This window comes from Symbioplanes lichenis, from assembly GCF_030709675.1.
Taxonomy (GTDB): Bacteria; Actinomycetota; Actinomycetes; order Mycobacteriales; family Micromonosporaceae; genus Actinoplanes; species Actinoplanes lichenis.
In genome coordinates, this window is record NZ_JAUZQD010000008.1 from 369499 (window position 1) to 386115 (window position 16617).

Consider the following 16617-nt stretch of genomic DNA (forward strand, 5'->3'; position numbering starts at 1 on the left):
CCCGTGGGAGGCGCTGCTTGTGCGTCTCCGGTCGCCGCACCTTTTGGGCGAGCGTCTTGCCGTGCGATGGGCTGTGCCTGCCGCCCTCTTCGCGCGGGCGCCGGGTCGGCGACGTGCCCCTTCCGCGCGGTCGCGGGGGTCAGCGCCGCGTCGGGCGGTCGATCCGACTGGTCCGGCCGGCGGCTCTCCCGGGGGAACCGCCGAACGGCGCGGATCGGTGGGCACGGCGTGTCGGATGATTGGGACCGGTCATGCGTTGTTGTGGGCCAGCACGAAGACGACGAGCACCCAGGCGGCGGCGATGGTGAAGCTCAGTGGAGCAAGAAAACGGCTCATGGCAATGACTTCCGACGGCGGCGGCGAACGGGAAAGTGCGCACACGGCAGTCGTGACCGGAGCCTTCAGCGCAGGCGCGGTGCCACCGTCCGGGGATGTTCAGCCCAGGACGGGACCGGTGATCGAGCCGAGCACGGCACGAACCCCGGCGAAGCACAAGTGGCGACAGAAGGCGGAGACTGTGTCAGCGGCCGAAGCCCGGCATCACCGCGCCTCCACGCGGAAGGCGCGGGGCGAGGCGGTGGCTCAGGACGGCTGACGAGCGGCCCGGCCACGACTAGGAGGATCGCTATCTCGCACAGCGATCACCTCCAGAGCTAGTCGGGCCGTAACGAACCGTGGTGAAGAGTACCCCCTCACAGCCACTTGAAAAATCCGGACCTGGGTGTGCTGCGCCACGTGCGAAAGGACCGCCGCGCCCGTATCCCCGCGCGCCGGAATTCGTTCGTGCGCACACCCTCTGCCGCCTCACGAGGTGCCGAAGTTCCGAGTGCCGGCGCCCGATGATCGGCGGGTGCTCGCAGCGCCAAGGCACCCGAGAGTGATCGGTTCGTGGCCGCGGCACCACCGTTCCCGCTAGTGATCGGTCGATGGCCGCGGCGCCACCGCACCCGAGAGTGATCAGGTGATGGCCGCTGCACCACCTCATCCGCGAGTGATCGGTCAGTGGTCGCCACCTCATCCGCCCGTGACCGTCGTCGTCGCAGCACCCGACTGCTGTGCACCGCCACGGCGAGCACGACGGCCAGCACCGGAAGCCAAGCGACACGCCAAGCCACCCAGCTGGTGTCGCCGGGCGTGCCGATCATCCCGGGCAGTCCGAGCGCCACCGCGGCGCCTGCGGTCACCAGCAGGACGGATTGATGCCACAGGTAGACGGGCAGCGCGTATCTGTTGAGCGCGGCCACCCACCGCCACGGCCGGTCGGCTATCGGTCGCAGCAGGAGGAAGACGCCCACCTGAGCGACGGCCAGAGCGATGGCGGCCAGCGACGGCGGGTCCAGATTCGACCGCCCCGCCCCGGGAACCCCGACCGCACTGACCGGGTAACCCCCGACGCCGACCAGCGTGACCAGACTCGCCGAACCCATCACCGCCAGCAGCACGGCGTGTCGGCGCCCTGCCAGACGACCCCGAGCCACAGCAACACCCAGACACCACGGAACCGCCCAGGCCGCCGCCACGGCCAGATAACCAGCCCAAGCCGGCAGCGCCGAAATCCCGGCGACGAAATGTCCGGTCCCGCCGTTGTCGGCGCCGCCCACTATTGACGGAGACATCGTCGCCGCCCGGCCGAACGTCATCATCCCGGCCGCACAATCAAGCGCGGCAACAACTGCAACCGCGACGCCCGCACCGCCGAATAGCCACGCAATCCCGCAACGCCGAAGTACAGGCGTGATGACGAGCAGAGCAAAGTACGGCACCAAGAACCACAACGGACTCACCGCCAGCCGGCCCGCCGTCGCCAGAGTCACCCCCGAAACCCCCGCCGCCGCCCCGAAAAACAGCACAACCATCCACGACCCGAGAAGAACCATCACCCCCTTCCAGGTACGCCCGACCCGCCGCCGCACAAGCACTGCCTGTCCCGTCGGTGCAGCCCCTCCCCGAGGCGTAACCGCCCCATGCCCCGCTTCTGCCGCGCGTTGCCCCGTCGCTGCCTCTTGCTGCGCCGCCGTTTGCCGCGCTGCCTCTTGCTGCGCCGCCGTTTGCCGCGCTGCCTCTTGCTGCGCCGCCTTCTGCTGCGCCGCGTTCCTGCACCCCGCTCGAGTGGCCGCGAAGCCTCCCGCGAAGAAGAACAGTCCAAGCGTCTGGAGAAACCAACTCACCGGCGCCGCTTGGGGAAATGTGGCAAGGGGGCTCGTGGTGTGCAGCCCGTCCGCACGCATGACAAGTCCCGTGACAAGCCAGTGCCCGACCACAACGCCGGCCATCGCCATTGCCCGCGCGGTGTCGACGCCTCGATCGCGCCCATTCGTGCCGGCCGTCCCAGTGCCGGAACAGGCGGGCCGCGCGCCTCCGCCAGAGAAGGCATGCCGCGCGTCTCCGCCCAAAGAGGCAGACCGCACGTCTCCATCTGAAGTGGCACTCGGCCGTAGGTCTGCGGAGGGAGGCAATTCCGGACGAACGCGCGGGCGCCCCTCCGCGCGGGTGATCAAGTTCGGTCGTCCGCGCACCCCGGGCCGGCGGGTCATGAGGCGGCCGCGGCGGGGACACGCCCGACGACGATGTCCGCGACCGCCGCGAGTGTCGGGGTGCCGGGGACGAGGTAGCCGTCGTGGCCGCGTACACCGGTGGTGGGAAGGGTGACCGCCCCGAAGGCCGGCGCGGACGGACGGCGCCCGTGGCCCAGGTGGCCGAGTCGAAGTTGCGGTATGCGCCGGATCCAGTCGTCGGCGGCCAGCGCCGACCACACGCGCGCACCGCCCAGTTCGTCCGCGTGCCGGACGCCCATGCCCGGCGCGCCGAGCGCCACGATGTCATGCACCCGGGCGAGTCGGCAGGCGGCCAGCCCCGCGACGAGTGCGCCGTAGCTGTGCCCGATCACGGTGACAGCCGCGCCACGCGGGAGCGAACGGACGAAATCGCTCAACGCGCCGGCGCCGGTCAGCGCCCGGAGATCACGAGCCGCCTCCAGATCCAGCCCGGCGGGCGGCTCGTAACCGAGCCACGCCACCACCGCCACCCGAGCTCCCGGATCCGCGCGGCGGGCGGCGGCAAGAACAGCCCGAGCCTGTACGGCCGGAGCCCGCCCCGCCACGCCCCCGAGCCCCCGATCGAAGTCGGCGAGCCGCGTGCTCACCCCCGGAACCAGAACCGCGATCCGCTCCGCCCCTTCCAGGTCCCCGATCACCTCCACCGCCCGTCCGCTCCCACCGGAATCGAACGACAAGAACCGCCGCCCCGCCCGAACCCAGTCCGAGTAGGGCTCCCCAGCGGCACCCATCGCCGCCCGAACCCGACTCTGCTCAGCCGAAAAGACCTGGGAACGGTCCGAACTCCCTGCCCCCACCCCGCCGTGGCCCGAACCCCCGACCCCCGGCCCACCGTCGCCCGACCCCTCGATGCGCGCCCCGCGATTGCCCGACCCTTCGACCCTCGTCCGGGATCGACCGCGCGCGTCCGAGTCCGCCCCGCTGACAGCCGAAGGGCCGGACGATGGAGAACCCGGGCCGTCGGCACCGATGGGCACGTCATGAGTGGTGCTGTGAGAGAAGGTGACAGTGGACGAGGCGTCGACGGCGGCTTCGCGGGGGCGTCGGCACGGTGGAGACGGATGGGGCTGCGGCACTGCCATGGCGTAGGTGGTCAGCAGCATGGTCGAGAGCGCGAGTACCGAGGTTGGACGCATGCGAGGCAGCGTCCGGCGAAGGCCGGCCCCGGCGAGTCACGCCGGAGTGCTGACTTCCGCCCGGTTCCGGGGTAGCCCCTTTCCCGTACCGCGGAGCGACACCGTGCATGTGCGCCGCGCCGGACGAGGCGGAGCGTGGAAGCCTGCGGCGGGCGGACGGATCGCCGGGGGAGAGCCGCTCGACGACGGAGCTGCGGCGGGGTGACGGCACCGAGGCTCCGGTTCGTCGTCGGGTTCGTCGGCGGGCCCTGGCGTCGGCGGCGGTCGGTCGATCCGCGGCCGGACCAAGCCGGGTCTCCTGCCGTTGTCCCCCAGCCGTTGCGCGGGGAAGCCGTTGCGAGGCGACATGTGCGCCGGGCGCCCGGGACCCCGCGCTCGCAGACGGCGACTCACCGGTGACGCGGGCGTCACGTGCGCCCAGTGGCTCCCCGCTCGCGCAGCCGGGTGGTGGCACGGGCGTTCATGGGTGCCCTGGCGGTTTCGCGCTCGCGCGGCTGGGCCGTGGCGCGGGCGTCCGGTGCGAGGTGATGCGGGTCAGGCGCGGGCGGTGACGAGGCCGGTTTCGTAGGCGAGGACGACGGCTTGGGCTCGGTCGCGGAGGGCGAGTTTGGTGAGGATGCGGGACACGTGGGTCTTGACGGTTTGTTCGGCCAGGACGAGGGCCGTGGCGATCTCCTGATTGGACATGCCGCGGGCGATGAGGCGGAGGACGTCGGTTTCCCGTGGGGTGAGGCCGTTGAGGATGGTGGGGTGGGGATGGCCGGCGCGGGGGAGGGCGGCGAACTCGGAGATCAGGCGGCGGGTGACCGACGGGGCCAGGAGGCCGTCGCCGGCGGCCACGACGTGGACGGCATGGACCAGGTCGGCGGCCGGGGCGTCCTTGAGGAGGAAGCCGCTCGCGCCGGCGCGGAGAGCGGCGAAGACGTAGTCGTCGAGGTCGAACGTGGTGAGGATGAGAATCCGCGGCGACTCCCGGGAAGCGGCGGCGATGCGGCGGGTGGCCTCGATGCCGTCCATCACCGGCATGCGAACGTCCATGAGCACCACGTCGGGCGCCAGCCGACGAGTCTCGGCGACGGCCTGCTCCCCGTCGGCCGCGTCGCCTACCACGAGAAGATCGGGCTGCGCGGCCAGCAACGCCCCGAAGCCCTGGCGCACCATGGCCTGATCGTCGGCGATCAGCAGCTTGATCATGTGTCCTCCCCGGACCGGACCGCCTTCTCCGCGAACGACTCCACCGGACGCGATCGCCCCACGGGCAAAGACTCCGCAGAAGATGATCCTTCCCCGGGCAGAGCCCGTGAGCCACTTCGTGCTTCGGCCGGTGGCTCCGACGTCAGCGGCAGGCGGGCCGCCACCAGGCAACCGCCGTCCGGCTGCCGCCCCACATCGAGAGTCCCGCCCAACGCCAGCGCGCGTTCCCGCATGCCGTCCAAGCCGTGGCCGCGCGACGAACCCCCCTCAACCGGTGACGGATCGACATCGGACTGCGGCGAACCCGGGACGAGCGGTCTGCCGGCCAACGGCAACGACTTGCCGTCCTGCGGCGATTGCTGGACCGGCGCCACGTCGGAGTCCGGCTGCTGCTTGTGGAGGCCCGGCGGCGGATGGGTGGGTGGCGGGTTGAGAGTCGACGGGTCCGTGTGGGACGGGTCGGTGTGGGGCGGCGTCAGGTGGTGCGGGGTTGCTGGGGCTTCGGCGGGGAGAGCAGCGGTGGAGGCGGTGCGGCGGGAGGTTTCGGGGTGGGCGGTGGTGGGGGTGGGGCCGTTCGCTATTTCCAGGAGGAGGGCGGCCGGGGTGGCTCGGATCGCGACGGTGGTGGGGCTGCCGGGGGCGTGGCGGGCGGCGTTGGCGAGGGCTTCCTGGATGATCCGGTATGCGGCCAGGCCGGTTGCCGCGGGCACGTGTGAGGGTGGGGGACCGGGCTGGGGGCAGGTCACGGGCATGCCGGCGCGGGCGGCCCCGGCGATCAGGGCCGGGACGTCGGCGAGGGTCGGCTGGGGGGTGAGCGGGGCGCGGTCCGGCTCGGCGCGGAGGACGCCGAGGAGGCGGCGCATCTCGGTCAGGGCCTCGCGGGCGGCGGCGGCGATGTCCTGGAACTCGGCCCGGGCCGGGTCGGGCACGCCGGGCACGCGATAGGGGGCCGTCTCGGCCTGGACAGCGATCATCGACATGTGGTGGGCGACGACGTCGTGCATCTCGCGGGCGATGCGGGTGCGCTCTTCGAGGACGGCGCGGCGGTCCTGCTCCCGCTCGGTCAGGCGGGTCTGCTCGTCCAGCTGCGCGCGGGCCCGGCGGCGGCGGGACACCAGGTCACCGGCGAGAGCGAGGGCGATCAGGAGCACCGCCACGCCCCACGCGTTGGTCCGGGGGGCGAGGGCGAGGATCGGAACGATGGACAGCGCCGTCGTCCAGGCGATGACGGACGCCCTCTCCCGCATCGTCAGGAGCACGAAGACCGCCAGGAAAGCCAGGATCTGGACCGGGGTCCACGGCCACGGCTCCTCCGGGGTGGCCCGCGCCACGCCGATGAACAGCATCGGCCAGGCCAGGCGCCACGCCGTCAGGCGCAGCCCCGCTGCGGAGAGCACCACCGGAAGCACCACGCCGATCGACAGCAGCGCGGCCGGCCACGGCCTGAGGGACCGCGTGTCCATGAGGTAGGCGCCGTTCGCCAGCCCCAGCATCAGCAGCACCAGCAGGCCGAGCGGCGTCCCGTACAGCCGGAATGCAGCGGGCAGGCGCCATCCGGCCGGCGGTTGCCGACGGTCCGGACCGGCGATGAGCCGGCGCAAGGCGCGGAGAGGTTCCATGCCCGGGACGGTACGACGGGGGATCGATTTCGTCGCCCCTCTTCGGTAGGGGGTGCCACCCTCTCCGGTAGGGGGCGCGCACCTACCGAAGAGGGTGATGCCGCAGGTCGCGCCTGCGAAATTCTGGGCGCCCAGGTCAGCATGGCGAAGGTCTCGTCCGGCGGGTTCGCTCCTACCGGCGGGTAGGGCCTAGTCTGCTGCCATCCCGCTGAATTGGACCGGCCGTGTGCCGGACCGGCTCCGGGCACCGAGCAGCAACGAGAGAAGGAGCAGCGCGTTGGCCCGCACCGTCCTGGTGACCGGAGGAAACCGTGGCATCGGCCTGGCCATCGCCCAGGCGTTCGCCAAGCAGGGTGACCGGGTGGCGGTCACCCACCGTGGCAGCGGCGCACCGGAGGGACTCTTCGGCGTCGAGTGCGACATCACCGACCCCGCCGCCGTCGACGCGGCCTTCACCACGGTCGAGAAGGAGCTCGGCCCGGTCGAGGTCCTCGTCGCCAACGCCGGCATCACCGACGACACGCTGCTCCTGCGCATGTCCGAGGAGCAGTTCACCCGGGTGCTCGACACCAACCTGACCGGCTCCTTCCGCGTCGCGAAGCGGGCCAGCTCCAAGATGCTGCGCGCCAAGTGGGGCCGGATCATCTTCATCTCCTCGGTCGTCGGGCTCTACGGCGGCCCCGGCCAGGTGAACTATGCGGCGAGCAAGGCCGGCCTGGTCGGCATGGCCCGCTCGATCACCCGCGAGCTGGGCAGCCGTAACATCACCGCCAACGTGGTGGCGCCGGGCTTCATTGCCACCGAGATGACCGACGTGCTGTCCGACGCCCGCAAGGAGGAGATCCTCAAGGCGATCCCCGCCGGGCGGCTCGCGACGCCGGACGAGGTGGCGCAGGCGGTCACCTTCATCGCCGGGGACAGCGCGGCCTACATCTCGGGCGCGGTCATCCCGGTCGACGGTGGCCTCGGCATGGGCCACTGACGGCAGTCGGCGCCGATGCGGTCAACGGGCGGCGGTGCGGTTCGGAGCGGCACGTGGTCTTGGGGCGGCGGTGCGGTTCGGAGCGGCGATGCGGTTCGGAGCGGCACGTGGTCTTGGGGCGGCGATGCGGTTCTGGGGCAGCGATGCATTCTGGAGCGGCACGCGGTCTTGGGGCGGCGGTGCGGTTCCGGGGCGGCGACGTGGTTCCGGGGTCATTTGGCTGACGGGTTGACGAGCTGACCGGCTGCGGGATCGCGGCTGGGGCTGCAGGGCTAGGAAGTACGCGGGGGCGGGCGTCGAGAGGCGCGCGCCAGCGACGAGTGACAACACAGGAGATTTCGTGTCTGGACTGCTGGCCGGTAAGCGGCTGCTCATCACCGGCATCATCACCGACCAGTCGATCGCGTTCTCGGCGGCGAAGCTGGCGCAGGAGAACGGTGCGACGGTCGTGCTGACCGGGTTCGGCCGGCTGTCGCTGGTCGAGCGGATCGCGAAGCGGCTGCCGGAGCCCGCGCCGGTGATCGAGCTCGACGTCACCGATCCCGAGCACCTGGCCGCGCTCGAGGGCAAGGTGCGGGAGCACGTCGACGGGCTGGACGGCGTGGTGCACTCCATCGCGTTCGGGCCGCAGAGCGTGCTGGGCGGCGAGTTCCTGAACGCGGGCTGGGCCGACGTGGCGAAGGCGCTCGAGGTGTCGACGTTCTCCTACAAGGCGCTCGCCACGGCCTGCCTGCCGCTGATGGGCCGGGGCGGCAGCATCGTCGGCCTGACGTTCGACGCGACGAAGGCGTGGCCGGTGTACGACTGGATGGGCGTCGCCAAGGCGGGCCTCGAGTCGGCGTCGCGCTACCTGGCGCTGCACCTCGGCCGGCACGGTGTGCGCAGCAACCTGGTCTCGGCCGGTCCGCTGCGGACGATGGCGGCCAAGTCGATCCCAGGCTTCGAGCAGTTCGAGGAGGCGTGGCAGAACCGGGCGCCGCTCGGCTGGGACCTCACCGACCAGGAGCCGGCGGGGCGGGCGATCTGCGCGCTGCTGTCGGACTGGTTCCCGGCGACCACGGGCGAGATCGTGCACGTCGACGGCGGGTACCACGCGCTGGGCGCCTGAGCGGCGGGCATTGGGCAAGACAACGGCGAGGGGTCGCGAGGTTGCGGCCCCTTTTCCGCGCCCGGGCAAAGGAGCCTAGCCTCCTAGGATGACCAACGCGCCGCAACGTCTGACACAGCCGACACGGCTGGAGCGCCGACGCACTGCGGCATACGCCGCGACGTCCAGCTCGGCCGACACTGCTGGAGCGCCGACGCACTGCGGCATGGGCCGCGACGGCCGGCACGCCCGGTCGCAGCTGGAGCGCCGATGCACCACGCCGTGCAACAGGCCGATGCACTACGCCGCGCAACGCGGCGTTCAGCACGGCGGGCGGTGCTGGGACGCCGATGCGCCGGGGCGTGCAACGCGGCGGTCGCTCTTGGAGCCCAGATGTACTGCGGGGTCCAGCACGGTCTGCACACCATGACGCCGATGACTTGCGGCGCCAATTGCAGGTGAGGCGGCGTGCGTACGGCGGCGGGGGAGATCATCCGAACGGGCTGGGGAGAAACGGACGGGCGGGCGGCGGACACTGGACGGGCGGCCTACGGCTGTGAGGCGGGCGCCGATAACGGGAAAAGTCTGACTTGTGAGCTGAATCCGGAAACGAAAGATCTTTCGCATTCGTCGGGCTTACCGTTCGCCTCGTGGTGCATATGCGAGTGTTTCGTGATGACGACTCGGGACAGCCCCGGCGCATGGTGGTCTTCGCCGCCGTGCTGCTCGCCCTGGCGCTCATAGGGCCGCCCACCGCCGCCCAGGCCGCCCCCGCCACCGTCTCCACGACCGCCCAGGGTCTCCGCACCGACCTGACCCTGCTCGGCCTCCCGGTGAACCTGCTGACCACGACGCAGAGCACCTGGCAGACGGGTCAGGCCGCGAACACGCAGCAGGTGGCGAACATCGGGGTACCGAACGTTCTCGGCACCGGAGCCATCACGGCGCGGACCGGGCCCGACTCTACGAGCAACGGCGGCACGGCGCGAGCCACCGTCGCCGGGCTCAACGTTCTCGGGGCGAGCACGCTCGGCCTCGACGCCGTCGACACCTCCTGCACGATGTCGCCGACGGCGGTCACCGCGGACACGGATGTCGCGAACCTCAAGCTGCTCGGGGCGACGGTCAACCCCTCGACGGGCCTGAACCTCGACGTGCCCGGCATTCTGACCGGCGTCCTCGACCGGCAGACCGCCTCTTACAACGCCACGACGGGCCGGTTGTCGTACACCGTGCAGGGTTTGAATCTCGATCTGCTCGGCGGCACGACCGGGGCGCTCGCCAAGGGCACGGTGATCGTGGCGGAGTCGACGTGCTCGGGGTATGTCAAGTTCGGGTCGATCGGCACGAGCGCGAAGACCGTCGTGCCGGGCACCACGGGCACGCCGACGGTCACGATCACCAACGCGGGCGAGGTCGCCGCGCCGAACACGGTGGTGACGATTCCGGCGCCGCCCACCGGCTACACGCTGGGGGAGGTCACGGCGACCGGCGGTGGCACCTGTTCGACGGCCAGCACCACGCAGATCCGGTGCACCGGCGTCACCGTGCCGGGCGGCGGCAGCGTCACCGTGTCGCTGCCGGTGACGGTCGCGGCGAACGCGGCCGGCGCGGCCAACTGGTCGCCGGCCGACGGGAGCATCACGGCGGTCAGCACGCCGTTCCCGGCGGTGCCGGACACCACGATCTCGGTCCGGGGCGAGGGCCGGCTGGTCACGGTGGGCAATCCGCAGACCACCCGGAGCACGATCACGGTCACGCAGATGGCCCTGCCGGCGGGCAAGTCGGCGTCGACGCCGATCACGGTGACGAACGAGGGCCCCTCGGACGCGACGACCACGGTCACCGTCCCGCTCGCGGGCCGGCCCGACGGCGTGTCGATCACCCGGGCCGTCGTGGGCAGCAACCTGTGCACGGTGACGAGCACCGCGATCACGTGCACCGGCGTGACGGTGCCGGCCAACGACAAGATCGCGATCACGGTCACGGCCGCGGCGACCACGACCACCCCGCCGGGTACGACCTGGGACGTCAGCAACATCACCGCGACGCTCAACGGCTTCGCGGCGACCGGCGCCGGGCGCCTCCTGACGGTCAGCGACCCCGACGTGAACCTCAACAACGGCCTGACGATCGTCCCTGTGACGGCCACGCCCGGCAGCCAGCAAGCGGCAAATGTCCGGATCCGTGTGACCAACGCCGGGCTTCAGAACGGCACCGGCACTCTCACGATCCCGGCCCCGCCCGCCGGCTACACCGTGGGGACAGTGACCACCACCGGCGGCGGCACCTGCACGAACGGCGCGATGAGCATCTACTGCGAGAACGTCACGTTCCCCCGGCAGGGCACGACGACGGTCACCGTCCCGGTCACGCTGGACCCGGACGTGACGGCGAACTGGGTCACCACTCCGACCCGCCCGGTCAGCGCGACCAGCGGCGACTCCACCGGCCAGACCACGGGCACCCTGGTCACCGCCGACCCGCGGTGGACGTACTCGGTGGACGCGGTCCCGCCCGCGCCCCGGACCGTACGCCCGGGGCAGAGCACCACGATGAGCGTCACCATCACGAACGACGGCCCCTCGGACGCCGGCGAGTCGACCTTCACGGTGCTGGCGCCGCGCTCGACGACGTTCGGCCCGCTTACCGGCCCGGCGAGCCAGCAGTGCACGGTCACCGGTCCGACCGCCCTGCGCTGCACGGTGACCCTGGCCGCCGGTGACGACGTCACCTACACCCTGCCGCTCAATGTCTCCGCCCAGGCGGATGCGAGCACCCCGCTCGACGGCGGCTGTGTGAGCTTCAACAACGACGCCGACTGCGACGACCCGGACGACAGCCCGCTGCCCGGCATCCAGCTGCGCACCCCGCTGGCCAACCGCCTGACCGAGACGTTGGTCGCGGCCACGATCACCCCGGGTACGACCGGAGTCGCCCGCGTGCGCCTCCGATCGACCCAGGACGAGGACGACCTGACCGTCACGATCCCGCTGGGTGCCCTGCCCGGCGGCTGGACGGCCACCGCCCCGGGTTGCGCCGTCACGACGAGCGTTGTCACCTGCACCGGGGTCGACCTGCAATCCAACGAGCAGCGGGACCTGACGCTGACCGTGGCCGTTCCGTCCAGCGCGACTCCGCCGGCCAAGTGGACCGCCGCCGACGTCGTGGTCACCGACGGCGACGAGGAGATCAGCCGCGACGGGGACCTGGCGATCGCCGGCCCGCCCGTCACCGATCTCACCGCGACCGTCACGGGCCCGGCCGACAACACCGTGCTGCCCGGGGGTACGACCCAGATCACCGTCGTGGTGGCCAACGGCGGCCCGTCCGACGCGACGGACGCGAGCGTCGTCGTCATCGCCCCGAACAGCACGACCTTCGGTCCTCCGGCGAGCCCGTGCCAGCTCAGCAGCCCGCGCCGCGCGGTGTGCACCGTCGACGTGGTCGCCGAGGACGAGACGCCCGAGCTGCGGCTTCCGCTTGTCGTGGCGGCGGGCGCGGACCCGTTCACCCCGCTGGGCGGCGGCTGTGTCGAGCTCGACGGGGTCTCCGGCTGCGGTCCCGACGACGAGCCGATCGAGCCGATCGTGCTGCAGGTGCCCTTCGACCGCCGCGTGACGCTGGACGCCACGCAGGCCACCGTGACGCCCGGGCGGCAGGACGTGGCCACTGTCACGGTGACCGCGGCGCACGGGGATCTGGATGACATCGCGGTGTCCGTACCTCTGAACGGTGTGCCCGGGGGTCTGAGCGTCCGGACGCAGAGCGCGACCAACGGCGGGGTGTGCACGGCGACCGCCACGCGGGTCACCTGCACCGGGCTGACGATCCCGGACGGCACCACGGCGACCGTGTCGCTCGGCGTGGCGGCGGCCCCTTCGGCCGTACAGGGGACGCCGTGGTCCGCGGACCCGGTCACCGTGAGCCGCGGCACCCAGTCGGTCGCCGCGCGGGAGCGGCTCGCGGTGGTCGGCGCGCCGGTCTACACCCTTGACGTCAACACCACGCCGCCGTCCGGGCCGGTGCCGCCGGGCGGGACGGGCACGCTCACGGTGAGTGTCGACAACACCGGCCCGTCGGACGCCAACGACGAGACGATCAGTGTGCTGGCGCCGGACGGCGGGACGTTCGGGCCGCTCGGCGGGCCCACCGCGCAGTTCTGCCGGATCGTGACCAGCGGCCGCGTGAGCTGCACCTTCGACCTGCCGGTGGACGCGCCCGCGATCAACTTCGCGCTGCCGGTCGTGGTGTCCGGCGGTGCCGACCCGGCGCAGCCGCTCGGCGGCGGCTGCGTGGACCTGGACGACAACGGCTTGTGCGGCCCGGGCGACGATCCGCTGCCGCCGATCGTGCTGGCCGCGCCCTTCGACCGGCAGCTTGACATCAGCACGAGCCCGGCCCGGGTGACCCCGGGCACCACGGGCAACGCGGTCGTGCTGCTGTCGGCGAGCCCGGCGCAGACGGGCCTGACCCTGTCGATTCCGCTGGACGACAAGCCGGCCGAGATGACGCTGGGCACGGTCACCGCGACGCCGGCGGCGAGCTGCGCGGTCAATGCGACGGCCATCACGTGTACGAACGTCAGCGTCCCGGCCTCCGGCACGACCATCACCATCCCGGTCAGCGTCGCGTCCGGCGTCCAGGGCACGCTCGTCTGGTCGACGCGTGCCATCACCGCCACCAATCCGGCCGGTGACCAGGCCACGGGCGCCGGCCTGCTCGTCCGCACCGGCGACCCCGACTACACCCTCGACGCGCAGGTCACCGGTCCCGCCCCGGGCACGGTCCTGCCCGGCGACACCACGACCATGCGCGTGACGCTGACCAACGCCGGCCCCTCGACGGCCACGGACGCCCTGGTCACGCTGCGGGCGCCGGTGGGCACCGCGTTCGGCACCCTGGCGGCGCCGCTGGCGGACTCGTGCACGCGCGCCTCGGCGACCCGGATCAGCTGCTCGGTGACGCTCGGGGTGGCGCCGGCGAGCCTGGTGTGGGACGTGCCGATCGTGGTGCCGGGCAACGCCGATCCGAACCAGGCGCTCACCGGCGGCTGCCTCGACCTCGACGGCGACGCGGCCTGCGGCGGCCCGAGCGACCGCGCGCTGCCGGACATCCGGCTGGCCACGCCGCTGGGCCGGATCGCGACGGTCACCGCCACGAACACGCCGGTCGTGCCGGGACGCACGGCGGTCACCACGGTGTCGGTGGCGCTGAGCCAGGCGCGTACCGGCGTGCGGGTGACGATCCCGCGCGACGCGCTGCCGGCCGGCCTGACCACGACGGCGATCGCGGCCGACGGCGCCACGTGCACGACGTCCGGCACCGCGTACAGCTGCGGGGACTTCGCGGTCACCGCGGGCGGTACCGTCGCGCTGCGGGTCACGGTCGCGGCCTCGGCGGCGGCCGACCCCGGTGCGGTGTGGGCCCCGGCGGTGGCGGTCACGCGGGGGGACGAGAGCGTGACGCGTACGGTGGCCGCCGCGACCGTGGCCGACGCCGACGCGCCCCTGACCGTGACCGTCGTCGGCCCCGCGCCGGGCACGGTGACGCCGGGCTCGGCCGCCGACCTGGCGATCACGGCGACGAACCCGGGCCCGTCGGACGCGCGCAACGCCTTCCTGAGTTTCCGGGCGCCGGGCGGCACGACGTTCGACCCCGGTTTCGCGTTGCCGCGTTACTGCACGCGGGCGTCCGGCACGCGCGTGGACTGCACGCTGGACGTGGTCGCCGCGGGCACGAACCGCCAGTGGACGCTGCGGGTGCTCGTGCCCGGCACCGCCGACCCGGACGAGCCCGTGGACGGCGGCTGCGTGGACACCAACCGCGACAACGTCTGCACCAGCCCGCCCGACAACCCGCTGCCCGACATCGTGCTCGGCGCGGAGCTCGACGGCACGCTGGGTGTCGGCACGCGTTCGGGGACAGCTACGCCGGGTCTGACGGGTACGGGTTACGTCGTCGTCACCGCCTCGCGCGCCGTCACGGGGCTGACGGTGACCGTACCGCTGGCGCAGCTGCCGGCCGGTTTCACCGTGAGTTCCGCCACCGGCCCGACCGGGTCGGCGTGCCAGATCCAGGCGGCTCAGGTCCTGTGCACCGGCGTCGACCTGGTCGCCGGCACCAACCAGGCCGTCGCGCTCGGCGTGACCACGGCCTCGTCCCTGGCCGCCGGTGTGACCTGGACCCCGACCGGCATCACGGTCAGCCGGGGCACCGGCGACACCGCGCAGGGCAACGGCACGATCGTGCTGACCGGCCCGCCCGTACCCGGGGTGCGGATCGTGCTGACCGGCCCGACCGACCCGGTGCCGCTGGGCACGACGACGGTGGTCACGGCGACGATCACCAACACCGGCCCGTCCGACGCCACCGGCACGACGACCACGGTCACCGCGCCGAGCCAGACGACCTTCGGCACGCTGTCCGGGCAGGCCGCGATCGACTGCACCCCGGCCACGAGCACCCAGCTGACCTGCCGCTTCAACCAGGCGGTCGGCGCGGCGGCCCGGATCTGGCAGCTGCCGGTCGTGGTGCCCGCCGACGCGGACCCGTCCCTGCCGGCGACCGGGGGTTGCGTGGCGGTCAACGGGTCGAGCACCTGTCTGACGACGTTCGAGCTCGCCGACGAGCAGGCCCTCTATCAGCCGCTGCGGAACACGGTGACGATCGACACCACCCCGGTGGAGATCGCCCCGGGCAGCGACGGGCAGCCGCAGATCACGATCACCGACACGAGTACGCGCGACGGGCTGAGCCTGGTCGTGCCGCTCGAGACGCTGCCGGACGGCTTCGCGGTGAGCGCCGCGGCGTCGGAGTCCAGCTCCGGCGAGGCCTCCAACGGCACCTGCGCCGTCACGACCGCCCAGGTCAGGTGCACCGACATGGCCGAGGAGGAGGGCACGGTCACGATCACGCTGACCGTCGCCGTGGACGACGCGGTCAGCGCGGACGCCAAGTGGACGGCGACGAACATCACGCTCACCGACGACAGCAGCGCGACCGACCAGCTGGTCGCCTCGGGCGTGCTGGTCACGACGGGCGGCGACACGGACACGGTCACCACCACCTTCGGCACGCCGACGGTCAACCCGGCCGCGCCCGGGCAGAAGACGGTGCTCCCGATCCGGCTGCGCAACCCCGGCCCGAACGCCGCGAACCCGCACGTCATGACGCTGAAGGTCCCGTCGGGGCTCACCCCGGGCTCGCCGCTGCCGGCCGACTGCGTCTGGGACGAGGAGAGCAACGTCGTCACCTGTACGCGGAACCTGGCCGTCGGGGCCGCGTACACGTACAACATCCCGTTCGTCGTCGGGCGTACCGTGAGCGTCGGCACGGTCATCACCGGCGGCTGCCTCGACGCCGAGCCGGCCAACGGCAGCTGCTCGGACGCCGAGGACCAGGCGATGCCCGCGATCTCGGTGGTGTCCTCGCGGGTGGACCTGGAGCTGGGGGTCAAGCGCAAGACGACCACCGCGCGGCCCGGGGGCACGGTGCTGCTGAAGCTGCCTTACAGCAACAACGGCTCGCAGACCGCGGCCGGCATCACCTTCAGCATCGACCCGCCGGCGGGCGTCAACCTGGCACTGGCCCGGGTGCTGCTCGACGCCTCCGGGGACGACGCCGGGCTGGTGACCATCGAGTGCATGCCCGACGAGACGGGGGACGCGAACGCCGTCGTCTGTGACGGTCCCGACGCTCCGGTCGGGGCCACCAGCGAGCTGTGGCTCAGCATGCGGATCACCTCGGCGGCGAAGAAGGGCGTCCATCCCGTACGCGTGACGATCAGCACCACGAGCGCCGAGGGCAATGTGGTCAACAACACGATCGAGGCGCTGCTGTCGATCGCGGGCAGCTCGGACTCCACGCCCACCGACACCTCGAACTCGGGCGGTGGCGGCGGGGACAACCTGCCCAAGACCGGTCAGAACCTGCTCGGGCTGCTGGTGCTGTCCATGCTCCTGGTCATCGGCGGCGTGATGCTGCGCGTCGGAGGCCGTACGCGTAAACAGTGACGTCGATTGCTGATCGGCGGGGTGCGCGG

7 protein-coding genes are annotated in these 16617 nt (G+C 72.4%); 3 read left to right on the forward strand and 4 right to left on the reverse strand.

Annotated features, from left to right (window positions below; genetic code table 11):
- Positions 1-692: 692 nt before the first annotated feature.
- The 4 genes from RAN62_RS21645 to RAN62_RS21660 all read right to left on the reverse strand — a co-directional run bounded on the left by RAN62_RS21645 (position 693) and on the right by RAN62_RS21660 (position 6504).
- Complete coding sequence (locus RAN62_RS21645; protein WP_305786504.1) at positions 693-2534, reverse strand: acyltransferase family protein; 1842 nt, start codon at positions 2532-2534, stop codon at positions 693-695.
- Positions 2531-3691: an alpha/beta hydrolase gene (locus RAN62_RS21650; RefSeq protein WP_369077184.1), complete on the reverse strand. Its 1161-nt coding sequence runs from the start codon at positions 3689-3691 to the stop codon at positions 2531-2533. The genes RAN62_RS21645 and RAN62_RS21650 overlap by 4 nt, the downstream gene beginning before the upstream one ends.
- A gap of 534 nt (positions 3692-4225) precedes the next feature.
- Positions 4226-4885 (reverse strand): response regulator, encoded by a 660-nt coding sequence (locus RAN62_RS21655; RefSeq protein WP_305786506.1) that lies wholly within the window; start codon positions 4883-4885, stop codon positions 4226-4228.
- Positions 4882-6504, reverse strand: coding sequence for a sensor histidine kinase (locus tag RAN62_RS21660; RefSeq protein ID WP_305786507.1), 1623 nt, complete (start codon positions 6502-6504; stop codon positions 4882-4884). Before RAN62_RS21660 ends, RAN62_RS21655 begins: the two co-directional genes overlap by 4 nt.
- A gap of 277 nt (positions 6505-6781) precedes the next feature.
- On the opposite strand from RAN62_RS21660, the gene RAN62_RS21665 reads away from it, so the two are divergent.
- The 3 genes from RAN62_RS21665 (at position 6782) to RAN62_RS21675 (ending at position 16588) form a co-directional block, all read left to right on the forward strand.
- Positions 6782-7486, forward strand: a complete 705-nt coding sequence (locus RAN62_RS21665; RefSeq protein ID WP_305786508.1) for a beta-ketoacyl-ACP reductase — start codon at positions 6782-6784, stop codon at positions 7484-7486.
- 340 nt (positions 7487-7826) lie between these two features.
- Positions 7827-8594: an enoyl-ACP reductase FabI gene (gene fabI, locus RAN62_RS21670; protein ID WP_305786509.1), complete on the forward strand. Its 768-nt coding sequence runs from the start codon at positions 7827-7829 to the stop codon at positions 8592-8594.
- Positions 8595-9223: 629 nt separating this feature from the next.
- Positions 9224-16588 carry a hypothetical protein gene (locus RAN62_RS21675; RefSeq protein ID WP_305786510.1) on the forward strand — a complete coding sequence of 2455 codons (7365 nt, stop codon included), beginning with the start codon at positions 9224-9226 and terminating at the stop codon, positions 16586-16588.
- The last annotated feature ends 29 nt before the right edge of the window (positions 16589-16617 follow it).

Excerpts from the sequence above, each read along its gene's own strand:
- RAN62_RS21660 (WP_305786507.1), bottom strand. The coding sequence starts at position 6,504 with ATGGAACCTCTCCGCGCCTTGCGCCGGCTCATCGCCGGTCCGGACCGT.
- RAN62_RS21650 (WP_369077184.1), bottom strand. The coding sequence starts at position 3,691 with ATGCGTCCAACCTCGGTACTCGCGCTCTCGACCATGCTGCTGACCACC.
- RAN62_RS21655 (WP_305786506.1), bottom strand. The coding sequence starts at position 4,885 with ATGATCAAGCTGCTGATCGCCGACGATCAGGCCATGGTGCGCCAGGGC.
- RAN62_RS21645 (WP_305786504.1), bottom strand. The coding sequence starts at position 2,534 with ATGACCCGCCGGCCCGGGGTGCGCGGACGACCGAACTTGATCACCCGC.